Genomic DNA, 10,479 nt, shown 5'->3' with positions numbered 1-10,479 from the left:
GTGCAGCTCGTCGACGGGACCGGCGCGGCGCCGCGGCGCGACGTGTCGGTGCTGGTGAGGGACGGGCGAATCGCGGCGATAGGCAACGTGCGGGCGCCCGCGGGCACGACCGTCATCGACGGACGCGGCAAGACGCTGCTGCCGGGGTTCGTGATGGTGCACGAGCATTTCTTCTACCCGTCGACGAAAAGCGGGGAGTATGAGGAATATCCCTACAGCTTCTCGCGCCTCTATCTGGCGGGAGGCACAACGACGCTGCGCACCGGCGGCAGCCTCGCCCCCTATGCCGACATCAACACCGCGCGGGCCATCGCGGAAGGCAAGCAGCCCGGCCCCGACATGGACGCGACCGGCCCCTATCTGGAGGGCCCCCGGCTCCTCACCTCCAAGATGGCGCGGCTGGAGGACGCCGCCGACGCGACCCGCACGGTGGATTTCTGGGCCGGGGCCGGCGCCACCTCGTTCAAGGCCTATAATTACATCACCCGGGACGAGCTTCGCGCCGCGATCCAGGCCGCCCACCGACGTGGACTGAAGCTCACCGGCCACCTTTGCTCGGTCACCTATGGGGAAGCCTCGGCGATGGGCATCGACAATCTCGAGCACAGCTTCGCCGTCGCCACCGATTTCGTGAAGACGAAGAAGCCCGACGAATGCCCGTCGCAGGCGGCGACCTTCACCGCCCTCGCCGCGCTCGACCCCGACGGGCCGGAGATCGGCGCGCTGATGCGCACGCTGATCGACCGCAATGTGGCGCTGACCTCCACCCTCACCGTCTTCGAAACCTTCACGCCCGGCCGCCCGAAGGCGCCGGAGGCGGCGCTGGCGCTGCTCAGCCCGCCGCTGCGCCACTCCTATGAGGCGACGTGGACGGCGATCCAGGCCGCTCCGCAGACCGCCGTGTGGCGCACCTTCCTCCCAAAGCTGATGCGCATGGAGCGCCGCTTCGTCGCGATGGGCGGCACCCTCCTCGCCGGCACCGATCCCACCGGCTATGGCGGCGTAGTCCCCGGCTGGTCGGGCCGGCGGCAGGTCCAGCTCCTCGCCGAAGCCGGGTTCCCCTTCCCCGAGGCGCTCAAGATCGCGACCCTGAACGGCGCCCGCTACCTCGGCCGCGCTGGCGAAGTAGGCTCGATCGAACCCGGCAAGCGCGCCGATCTCCTCCTCATAGATGGCGACCCGGTCCGCGATCCCGCGGCGCTCGACCGTATGCCGGTCGTCTTCAAGGCCGGCGTCGGATACCGCACCCAGCCGATGTTCGACGCGCTGAAAGGGGCGGTGGGGATTTACTGACGGGGGAGCCTCCCCGCGGGCAAAGCCCGGGGGGAGGGGGATCACCGAAGGTGGTGGAGGGGTATCCCCACGAGCCGCCGTTGGGTGAAGACCCCTCCACCACCTTCGGTGGTCCCCCTCCCCATCCTGCGGATGGGGAGGCAGGGTGTAGCCGACCGCGCCCGGCGCCTTCGTCGCCGCAAATGGGCCGTTCGTCGGCACGCCGGCCGTTTCGCAGAAGGAACAAGCCCGCGCGTCGAGCGGGCCGCGCGGCGGCCGGCGCATCCTCCTACCCAGGAATGGCGACGCAGGGGCGGTTCGTCTCATCCCCGGACCGGATCCTGCGCCGCAACCCTTTTTCACAAGCACCGAAGGAAGCGACCCATGGCAAAGATCCTCACCGCCCTCGGCGCGGCGGCCCTCGCGGCCTCGGCGCTCTCCGCTCCGGCCGTCGCGGCGCCCGCCGCCGAAGCCGAAGTTGCCGTCAGCTATGCCGGCCTCGACCTCTCCCGGCCGTCCGACGCCGCCCGCCTCGACCAGCGGCTGCGCGTCGCCGCCCGCGAAATCTGCGGCGAAGCGCCGATCCTCGAGCTGCGCTTCAGCGCCAAGGTCGACGCGTGCCGCGCCGACGCCCTCGCCCGCGCAAAGGCGGACGTCCAGGTGGCGATGCGCTCCGGCGGCAGCCGGGTCGTGGCGCTGCGCACCAACTGAGGCGTACCCGTTCGCCTCGGCTGAGGGCTCGCAGGATCTAGCGTCCGGCGAGCCCTTTTGCGTTCTGGACGTAGAGGCGGCCAACCTTCTGCTCGTCGCCGTCGGCGAGCTTTGCCCACCAGCGGCCGCCTTCGTCGCGCCTGAGGCCGGTGACGAAATCGCGCCGCACCATTGCCGAGCGGTGGAGGCGGATGAAGCGGGCGGGGTCGAGCTCCGCCTCGAGCTTGGCGATGGTGTGGTTGATCAGCCAGCTCCTCCTGCCGACGTGGAGGCGCATATAGTCGCGCTCGGCGGTGATCCGGTCGATATCCTCGGCGGCCAGCCGCACCAGGCCGCGCGCCTCCGACACCCAGAATTCCCCGATATGCGCGCCGGGCGCGGCGGCGGGCTCGGCGCCTTCCTCCTCGCGCAGGCGCAGCCGCTCCCGCGCCCGGTCGACGGCGCGGGCGAGGCGGTCGGCGGCGACCGGCTTCATCACATAATCGACCGCGTCGACGTCGAAGGCGGCGACGGCGAAGGCGTCGAAGGCGGTTACGAACACCACCACCGGCGGCCGCGCGAACTTGGAAAGCGCGCGGGCGACATCGATCCCGTCCATCCCGGGCATGGCGATGTCGAGCAGCACTGCGTCCGGCGCCACCGCCTCGACCAGCCGCAGCGCCGCCGCGCCGTCCGACGCGGTTCCGGCGAGCTGGACGCCCTCGATCCGCGCCAGCAGCAGCTGCAGCCGCTCGATCGCCAGCGGCTCGTCGTCGACGATCAGGAGGCGAAGCGGCTCAGTCATCGCTCTCGAGCGGCATGGCGAGCGTCACCCGCCAGCCCCCGCCGGGAAGCGCCGACGCCTCGCATTCGCCCGCAGCGCCGAACCGCGCCGTGAGCCGCTCGCAGACGTTGGCGAGGCCGACGCCGGTGCCATGCTCTTCGGCGCTGCGCGGACCAGCGCCGTCATTCTCGACGGTGAGGATCAAGCGGGCGTCCTCCTCCCGCGCCGCGATGCGCAAAGTCACCGGCTCGGCGGTGCGGGCAACCCCGTGCTTGATGGCATTCTCGACCAAAGGCTGGAGGATGAGCGGCGGCACCCGCGCCCCGCGCAAATCCGCCGGCACGTCGATACGCACCTTGAGGCGCCGCGGGAAGCGCACCTTCTCGATGTCGAGATAGAGCTCCTGCAGCTCGATCTCCTGCGCCAGGGTGACGTCGGCGCTCGGATCGAGGGTGAGGCTGGAGCGGAAGAAAGAGGAGAGGTTGACGATCATCGCCTCCGCCTCCTCCGGCCGGCTGGAGAGGACGAGCGACGACAAGGAGTTCAGCGTGTTGAACAGGAAGTGCGGATTGACCTGGTAGCGCAGCGCCCGCAGCTGCGCGGCCTGGGCGTTGCGCTCCGCCCGGGCGGCGCGGCGCTCGGCGCTGCGCATGCCGGCCGCAGCGCTCATCGCGATGTAGAAGCTCGCCCAGGCGGCGAAGAAGAAATACCAGCTGACCATCTCCGCGGCGATCAGCTGCGGCGCGCGCTGACGGACGATCTCACGGGTGCTCGGCATGCGCACGATGACCGGCGGCTGGCCCTTGCGGTCGATCTCGAAGGTGCCGTCGGGGGAGCGCTTCAGCACGGCGCCATTGTCGCCGCGCTCCGTGATCGTGCGAAAACCCATGGGCTGGTAGATGAAGAAGCCGATGTTGAACGTCGCCAGCATCGCCGCGGCGGGGAGCGAGGCGATGGCGGCGGCGATCACCTGGACGCGCATCGTCTCGTGCGCCGCCCGCCGCAGCACCAGCCAGACGAGGCCGGTGACGCAGGCGCCGAACAGGCAGCTCAGCGCCTGCATGCCAAGGGCGTCGAGGCCCCGGTCGACGGTGACGCCGCGCACCAGCACGGTCGCGAAATAGAACAGCCAGAAGCCGGCGATCGATACGAAGCCGAGCGTCAGGTCGCGGCGGCGTGCGCTCGGCTCGATGGTTCGGCTCATGTCCATCCGCCCTCTTACCGGCTCGCGCGCCCGATGCGCCGTGCGCAAGCGGCGTTGGTAGAAGAGCCGCGGCGGTTTGTCGAAAAAGGCGCGGCTTGGCGGGGCGATCAAGCTCCTCCCCGGCACGGGGAGGGGGACCGCGCCCGTCAGGGCGTGGTGGAGGGGGCCCACCTCTCCACCGCTCCGGAGTCGTGCCCCCTCCACCAGCCTGCGGCTGGTCCCCCTCCCCGTCCCGCGGAGGAGCGTTACGCCGCGCGCTTCTCCGCCAGCAGAGCGGACCGATAATCGGTGAGGGTGGTGAAAGTGCCGCCGAGGCGGTCGCGGAAGTGGAGGAGCACCGCTTCCAGCGTGGCGAGGAACACGTCCAGGTCCGCCTCGCTCCGCACGTACGGCGTATTCCCCGGCGCGAGGCTGGGGCTGTGGTAGGTGAGGGTGAAGAGGCGGTGGCCGCGCGCTGCGAGCGCCGCGATCAGCCGGCATTGCTCCTCGGCGCTGTGGCCTTCCGGGCTGAGGCGGATGCGCTCGGCGAGGCCGAGGCGGGCGAGGATGCCGGGCACCCGCAGCCGAACGGCGGCCGGGCTGTCGAACAAAGCGGGGCGCCGTTCGGCCGCCGGGGCGAGCACGCCCGCAAAGCCGCTGGTCAGCGGGATTTCGAGCAGGGGCTGGCCCTCGCCGATCCAGTGGGGGCGGTCGGGCCGGCCGTAGAAGCTCGGGCCGCCGTCGCCGGCGAAGCTCACATGGGGGACGAAGCTGCAATCGATCTCATAGCCGAGCTCGATCAGCGCCTCCGCAGTATGCCTGCCGAAGCCGTAGCGGCCCGCCTTGAACAGAGTGGGACGGCGGCCGAAGCCGGACTCGATCGCCTCCGTCAGGGTCGCAAGCTTCGCCCGCTCCAGCGCCGGCGGCAAATTGCCATGGTAGGAATTGCGGGCAGTCACCGCCTCTTCGTGGGGCGGCGTCACCCAGGGATGGAGGTGCGCGCCGATCTCCGCCCGGCCCGACCGCTGCAGGTCGCCGAGAAAGGCCACGGCCGCCGGATCGGTCGCGACGGGATGATCGACCACGTAGCTCGGGACGATGCCGAGACGGTCGTAGAGCGCGTGGGCTTTCGCCTGAGCCGGAATGCTGGCGGTGGCGCGGCTCGCGCGGTCGAATGGCTTCGTCCAGTCGAACTCCTCCTCGGTGTCGACGACGATGGCGAGCTGGAGGGGCGCGCTCACCTGAGCCGCTCCACCAGCCGGTCGATCGCCTGCTCGATGTCCCGATAGCAGGCGGCGAAGGCGTCGGCCCCGCGGCCGTAGGGATCGGCGATGGCGGGGCGGCCGATCAGGTCGGCGAGCCGCAGCACGTTGGCGCGGGCGCCGAGCCGCTTCAGCTCCTCGACATTGACCGCGTCGAACACCAGCACTGCGTCGGCGGCCTCGGCTTCCTCGACCCGCAGCCAGGCGGAGCGATGCGGATCGAGATCGACGCCGAACGCCCCCGCCGCCTCGGCCCCCTCGCGCGGGGAGGTCCGGCCTTCGAGGGGAATGGTGCCGCGCGAGACGATGCGCAGGTCGAGGCCGGCCCGCTTCGCCTCCAGCAAGGCGGCGGCGAACGGGCTGCGGCAGATGTTGCCGTGGCACAGGACGACCAGCGACGCGGGGCCGCGGGCGAGGGCATCGCGGATCTTCGCTACGGCGCGCTCCGCCCGGCGGGAGCGGCGGGCGAGGAACGGGAGCCGCTTGGCGACGGCGCCACCGACGCGGCTGGCCAGCAGCGCCTTTTCCGCGCGCCACGGCGCCGCGTCGTCCGCCGCGCAGGTGTCGATCCCGCGCCCGGTCGCGGCGGAGGCCGTGAGGCGGGAAAGCCCAGCGGCGAGCCTGCTGAGTCTCACGACCGGCCCGGCCCCCTCAGCGGCCTTGAGGACGCGGTAATATTCACCACCGAAGTCGCGGCGGCGCAGACCGGTGCGGTAGGGCGCCGCCGCCGGGCGGGTGCCGCCGAGGAGGAGGCGGGCGAGGTCGGCCGGGAAGTCGCAGCCCGCCGCCACCGCCAGCGGAAGCGAGCCCCAGAAGCGGGCGTTCACTTCGAGGAGGATGTAGGCGTCCGATCCGGCGGCGCGGCGGAATTCGAACATGGCGACGCCGGACAGCGCGGTGCGCCGCGCGAGCGCCTCGACGGCGGCGAGCAGGCGGGTGTCGAGCGGCTCGCTGACCCGGTCCGAGCTGCCGCCGGTCTCGCTCGCCTCGCGAAGCCGGCGGTGCTGGAAGGCTTCGAGCACCACGCCCTCGTCGGCCAGCACGGAGACGCCGATCCCGACGCCGTGGAAAAAGCCTTCGGCCAGCCATTCCCCGGGCCGCTCGATCCGCGCCAGCGCCTCGGCGAGCGCCTGGCACGTCCGCACGATCCGCACCGACGATTTCGCCCCAGCCTGCCCCAAAGTGTACGAAGACCGCGGCTTGAGAGCGAGCGGCAGGCCGAATTCCGCGGCCAACGCCTCGGCGCGTTCGCCGTCCCCGAGCAGCCGCCCCGGCGCCACCGGCACGCCTTCCTCCTGCGCCAGCCGCCGCGTCTCGGCTTTGTCGAAGAAGGCGGCCATTGCACCGCGGTTGGGCAAAGCCAGGCGCGCCGGCGCCAGCGCATTGGCGTGGCGGTCGAGCGGCAGCAGGGTGCGATCGTCGCACGGTATGACGAGGTCGATCCCGTCCGCGGCGATCACCGCGCTCAGCGCCGCCACCCACGCGTCGGCCGACAGCGAGTAAGGCGGCAGGCGGTGGACCTTGCCGACATAACGCGACGCGAGGGCCGGCGAGGTGAAGTCGAACGGGGCTGCATGGACGGCGAAGCCGGCGCGTCCCAGGGAGCGGACGATGGCGAGGAACGAGCGGGTGTCGTCGCCGAGCACCAGCACGCGCGGCGCGGGCGCGAGGGCGGCTTGCGGGGCGGACGGCGCGGCACCGAGTTCGGACATGCCGCCCGCCTACGCCCGAGCCGGTGTAAAAGCGATGAAGGCCGCGGCCGCGAAGCGCGATTGCCCCATTTCGGGGCGGGGGGTAGACCGCTGTTAATGCCGTTCTTTTCCGTCATCCTCGCGACCCGCGACCGGCCCCAATTGTTCGCCGAAGCGCTGGCCACCGTGCTGGCGCAGGACGGGGCGGATTTCGAAGCTGTCGTGGTCGACGACGGCAGCACGGAGGACAGCCGCGCCGCCTACGCGCCGGCCCTCGACCAGGCGGCGGCCAAGCTCGGCGAGCGGCTACGAGTCATCCGCCTCGAACGCCGCCCCAAGGGCCACGGCCAGAGCTACTCCCTGAACGTCGGCGGCGCCGCCGCCACGGGCGAATACCTCGCCTTCCTCGACGACGACGACGTCTGGACCGACTCCGGCCACCTCGCCCGCGCCGCCGCCGCGCTGCATGCACATCCGCAGGCAGACCTCTACATGGCCAACCAGCGCGCCTTTCGAGGGGGCGCGACGGTCGACGAGGCGCTCTGGCTCGCCCCGCTTGCCACGTCCGTGAAGCGCAGCCCCGACGCCGACGGCAGCTGGACCGTCACCGTCGACGACCTCCTCGCCAATCCGGGCTTCTGCCACGTCAATTGCCTGATCGTCCGCCGCGCGCTCTGGGAGGCGATCGGCGGCATGGACGAGGCGATACGCTGGGAATGCGACCGCGACCTCTTCCTGCGCCTGATCGACCGCGCCGGGACGATGCTCCACCACCCCGCCTTCGTCGCCCGCCACAACATTCCCGATCCGTCCAAGACGGCGAACATGACGACCGCCATGCCCGAGGTGGAAAAGCGCCTCCACCAACTGCGCGTCGTCGACAAGGCGGCGCTGTTCGCCCGCCACAATGCGATCCGCGCCCACGGCCGCCGCCACCGCGGCTTCGTCCTCAAAAAGGTCGCCGCCGAGCTGGCGCGGCAGGACGACCGCCGCGGCGCGGCGGCGGCGGCGCGGCTCGCGCTGGGTGCGGGGCCGAGCCTCGGCTGGCTCGGCGTCACCGCCTGGTACAGCCTCAAGGCGCTCGCGAAGGGGAGGGGGCGATGATCCGCGTCGGCGTCGGCGGCTGGGATTACGATCCCTGGCGCGAGACCTTCTATCCCCCGAAGCTCGCCAAAGCGAAGATGCTCGACCATGCCAGCCGCCACCTGACCGCAATCGAGATCAACGCGACCTACTACAAGCTCCAGAAGCCCGAGCTGTTCGCGAAGTGGCGCGACGCGGTCCCGGACGGATTCAAGTTCGCGATCAAGGGCTCGCGCTATTGCTCGAACCGCAAGCTTCTGGGGGAAGGCGGCGAGGGGATCGAGCGCTTCTGCGGCCAAGGCTTGACTGAACTCGGCGACAAACTGGGCCCGATCCTCTGGCAGCTGATGGCGACCAAGCGCTTCGACCCCGACGATATTCGCGCCTTCCTCGCCCTCCTGCCGCGCAGCCTCGACGGCATCCCGCTCCAGCACGTCCTCGAGCCCCGCCACGAAAGCTTCCGCGACCCCGCCTTCGTCGCGCTCTGCCGCGAGGCCGGCGTCGCCATCGTGTTCGGCGACGGCGCCGATTTCCCGCTCGTGCCCGACGTCACCGGCCCGATCGTCTACGCCCGCATCATGCGCGCCCGCGGCGCGCTGGAGCAGGGCTACGAACCCGCGGAGCTCGACCGGCTGGCGGAAACCGCAAAAGCCTGGTCCCGCGGCGAAAGCCCCGCCGGCTACCCCTACGTCGCCGCCCCCGCCCCGGTGCAGCCGCGCGACGCCTACCTCTTCTTCATTTCCGCGGCCAAGGAGCGAAACCCCGCCGCCGCGATGGCCCTTATCGACCGTTTGTGAGCACCCGCGCCCGCTGACGCCTGAATCCATCGCATCGCCCCTTCAAGGGCCAGCGAGGCTGCCAAAGGCATCGCCGGGCCGCGAAGGTCGGCATTGGGTGGAAGGCGCACATTGCGAATGGCGGCTTAGCGACCGCCGTGGGGCTCACCCGCTCGGCGTCGGCAATGGAAGGACCGGACGCCGCGCCCACCGTTTGCCGAGTTCGGCTGCCCTACAAACGAGACCGAGAAATTGAAGGGTTCGAATGCGATGCGGCACGTCGCCCCGACTGCAGGTGTCGGCTGACCCGCTTTAAGGAAGAAGATGAAGTAGTCTTTGGATGCCCCATGCACAGTTCCGGTGATTTTGATGGCGGTCGCTATGACGCCGGACCCGACAGTCGGTTCAGGTGAAACCGACCTGATCATGACGTCGTCATCGACACCAGCGGCTAGAGGGGGTGCGGCATTCGACACGGCTGCTGCGGCTACCCAGACAGCTTGGACGAACCCAAGAGGCGCATTCGAAAACATTGGAACCGGAGCGTATGCGCACAGCGCAGCATCGGCAATGGCTGGACGCGAGCGCGACCGTTCCGATAGGATCGCCTCGGGAGGACGGCATGCTGATTGCGCTTCTGCTCGCCAGCATCACACGGTGCGCCTTGCCGGCAATGTGCCCGACAGATCGCGAGCTGATCGCCGCCATCCAGAGGCGCAGCGAAGAGCAGGCCGCGACCTTCGCCAAGCTACGATCTCAAGATGGTGGCTACGTTACCTTTCACATATTCGGGATCACGGCTCTTCGAGACGTTCACTGCGACGATGCCTCCGTGACGGACGAGCAGCTTGGGTGCAGCTTCCAGGTCCATTATGGCCGCCGCATCGTCTATGAGGTGGCTCGCTTGGTCCGCCGCGGCAGCGAATGGTCGATCACTAGCGACCTCTCCATATCCCGAGACCCATGATGCTCAGGCGCTAACGTCCGCAATGGGTGGAAAGCGGATGCTGATTTTTGTCGTCGAACCCGTCGGTTATCGATAATTTTATAGGACAGGCTGCATCGACGAAGAGGCGGGTGTTGTCGGAAAACTCGATCATGACCTCCGCTGCCCGGTGGCGCCTGACGACCTTCACCGTCTTGCCGCTGAGCATCTCGGTCGCGCGGCGCTCTTCGTCTTCCACGGTCATCGACAGCAGCATGCGCATATTAGCGAGAGTCAGCAATGGGTCGTAGGCGGACCCTCGGGGATGTCGGCTACGGGTGGAAAGCGGAAATCGTCGGTGGCATGATCAGCGGATGCTTGAAGGAAGGGACTGGTATCGTCTGGACGGGGCTTCGGCCCAGACGGTGGCGGCTCTACGCAGCGCCGCGCCCGACGAGCTCCCCGAGACCTATCTGCAACTTCTTTCGGTCAGCAACGGCGGTGAAGGGCCGCTGCCCGTAAGTCCGTTCAATCTGTGCCTCGACTCGGCGGAAGAGGTGATGGCTCGTTTAGCCAGCGGCAACTACGGTCAGTCTGACCTCGACGGATTTCTGATTTTTGGTGGTAATGGGGGCGGCGAGTACCTGGCCTTCGATGTGCGGCAAGGAGAACAGTGGCCGGTTGTCACCATTGACATGGTTGCGGGACCATCGAGTGCGGAGATCGTTGCCCCTGACTTCGAGAGGTTCCTGGACCTTATTGACGTGGACCGACGGGCGCCGTGATGTCCGCTTTGGGTCGTAAGCGGACATT

Annotated in this window: 11 protein-coding genes; 6 read left to right on the top strand and 5 right to left on the bottom strand. The window is 69.7% G+C overall.

All coding sequences use genetic code 11. The annotated features are described in order from the left end of the window. Both VGC56_RS03785 and VGC56_RS03780 read left to right on the top strand, forming a co-directional pair. On the top strand, positions 1-1,293 hold a 1,293-nt coding region (locus VGC56_RS03785), incomplete at its 5' end, for an amidohydrolase family protein (protein ID WP_464123379.1). 363 nt (positions 1,294-1,656) lie between these two features. Beyond that, a complete protein-coding gene (locus VGC56_RS03780; RefSeq protein ID WP_464123378.1) occupies positions 1,657-1,983 on the top strand; it encodes a UrcA family protein in 327 nt (108 codons plus the stop codon). Between the two features lie 37 nt (positions 1,984-2,020). On the opposite strand, the gene VGC56_RS03775 is transcribed toward VGC56_RS03780, so the two are convergent. From VGC56_RS03775 to VGC56_RS03760, 4 genes are all read right to left on the bottom strand, one after another. Continuing rightward, positions 2,021-2,767 carry a LytR/AlgR family response regulator transcription factor gene (locus tag VGC56_RS03775; protein WP_464123377.1) on the bottom strand — a complete coding sequence of 249 codons (747 nt, stop codon included), beginning with the start codon at positions 2,765-2,767 and terminating at the stop codon, positions 2,021-2,023. Next, entirely contained in the window at positions 2,760-3,950 is a 1,191-nt protein-coding gene (locus VGC56_RS03770; RefSeq protein ID WP_464123376.1) for a sensor histidine kinase, read from the bottom strand. The genes VGC56_RS03775 and VGC56_RS03770 overlap by 8 nt, the downstream gene beginning before the upstream one ends. Positions 3,951-4,195: 245 nt before the next feature. Continuing rightward, positions 4,196-5,170 carry a polysaccharide deacetylase family protein gene (locus VGC56_RS03765; RefSeq protein WP_464123375.1) on the bottom strand — a complete coding sequence of 325 codons (975 nt, stop codon included), beginning with the start codon at positions 5,168-5,170 and terminating at the stop codon, positions 4,196-4,198. Further along, positions 5,167-6,903: an arsenate reductase/protein-tyrosine-phosphatase family protein gene (locus VGC56_RS03760; RefSeq protein ID WP_464123374.1), complete on the bottom strand. Its 1,737-nt coding sequence runs from the start codon at positions 6,901-6,903 to the stop codon at positions 5,167-5,169. Before VGC56_RS03760 ends, VGC56_RS03765 begins: the two co-directional genes overlap by 4 nt. A 96-nt stretch (positions 6,904-6,999) precedes the next feature. Between VGC56_RS03760 and VGC56_RS03755 the strand changes: the two genes are divergently transcribed. The 3 genes from VGC56_RS03755 to VGC56_RS03745 all read left to right on the top strand — a co-directional run bounded on the left by VGC56_RS03755 (position 7,000) and on the right by VGC56_RS03745 (position 9,708). Further along, the gene (locus tag VGC56_RS03755; protein ID WP_464123372.1) at positions 7,000-7,986 is read left to right on the top strand and encodes a glycosyltransferase family 2 protein; all 987 of its coding nucleotides are present in this window, start codon (positions 7,000-7,002) and stop codon (positions 7,984-7,986) included. Then, on the top strand, positions 7,983-8,762 hold the full coding sequence (locus VGC56_RS03750) for a DUF72 domain-containing protein (RefSeq protein WP_464123371.1): 780 nt from the start codon (positions 7,983-7,985) through the stop codon (positions 8,760-8,762). Before VGC56_RS03755 ends, VGC56_RS03750 begins: the two co-directional genes overlap by 4 nt. A 601-nt stretch (positions 8,763-9,363) precedes the next feature. After that, complete coding sequence (locus tag VGC56_RS03745) at positions 9,364-9,708, top strand: hypothetical protein (protein ID WP_464123369.1); 345 nt, start codon at positions 9,364-9,366, stop codon at positions 9,706-9,708. Positions 9,709-9,718: 10 nt separating this feature from the next. Here the strand turns inward: VGC56_RS03745 and VGC56_RS03740 are convergent, their stop codons facing one another. Next, entirely contained in the window at positions 9,719-9,943 is a 225-nt protein-coding gene (locus VGC56_RS03740) for a hypothetical protein (protein ID WP_464123367.1), read from the bottom strand. 97 nt (positions 9,944-10,040) lie between these two features. Here VGC56_RS03740 and VGC56_RS03735 point away from each other — a divergent pair, with 97 nt between their 5' ends. Next, positions 10,041-10,451 (top strand): SMI1/KNR4 family protein, encoded by a 411-nt coding sequence (locus VGC56_RS03735; RefSeq protein WP_464123366.1) that lies wholly within the window; start codon positions 10,041-10,043, stop codon positions 10,449-10,451. Positions 10,452-10,479: the final 28 nt, after the last annotated feature.

The sequence above is a fragment of the Allosphingosinicella sp. genome, assembly GCF_036403745.1.
Classification (GTDB): domain Bacteria; phylum Pseudomonadota; class Alphaproteobacteria; order Sphingomonadales; family Sphingomonadaceae; genus Allosphingosinicella.
Note: the sequence above shows the minus strand (reverse complement) of the source record. Positions and strands in the feature narration are given on the sequence as shown.

Bases quoted from the DNA above. Each gene is read 5' to 3' on its own strand.
- VGC56_RS03780 (WP_464123378.1), top strand. From the start codon at position 1,657: ATGGCAAAGATCCTCACCGCCCTCGGCGCGGCGGCCCTCGCGGCCTCG.
- VGC56_RS03775 (WP_464123377.1), bottom strand. From the start codon at position 2,767: ATGACTGAGCCGCTTCGCCTCCTGATCGTCGACGACGAGCCGCTGGCG.
- VGC56_RS03770 (WP_464123376.1), bottom strand. From the start codon at position 3,950: ATGAGCCGAACCATCGAGCCGAGCGCACGCCGCCGCGACCTGACGCTC.
- VGC56_RS03760 (WP_464123374.1), bottom strand. From the start codon at position 6,903: ATGTCCGAACTCGGTGCCGCGCCGTCCGCCCCGCAAGCCGCCCTCGCG.
- VGC56_RS03755 (WP_464123372.1), top strand. From the start codon at position 7,000: ATGCCGTTCTTTTCCGTCATCCTCGCGACCCGCGACCGGCCCCAATTG.
- VGC56_RS03750 (WP_464123371.1), top strand. From the start codon at position 7,983: ATGATCCGCGTCGGCGTCGGCGGCTGGGATTACGATCCCTGGCGCGAG.
- VGC56_RS03745 (WP_464123369.1), top strand. From the start codon at position 9,364: ATGCTGATTGCGCTTCTGCTCGCCAGCATCACACGGTGCGCCTTGCCG.
- VGC56_RS03740 (WP_464123367.1), bottom strand. From the start codon at position 9,943: ATGCTGCTGTCGATGACCGTGGAAGACGAAGAGCGCCGCGCGACCGAG.
- VGC56_RS03735 (WP_464123366.1), top strand. From the start codon at position 10,041: ATGCTTGAAGGAAGGGACTGGTATCGTCTGGACGGGGCTTCGGCCCAG.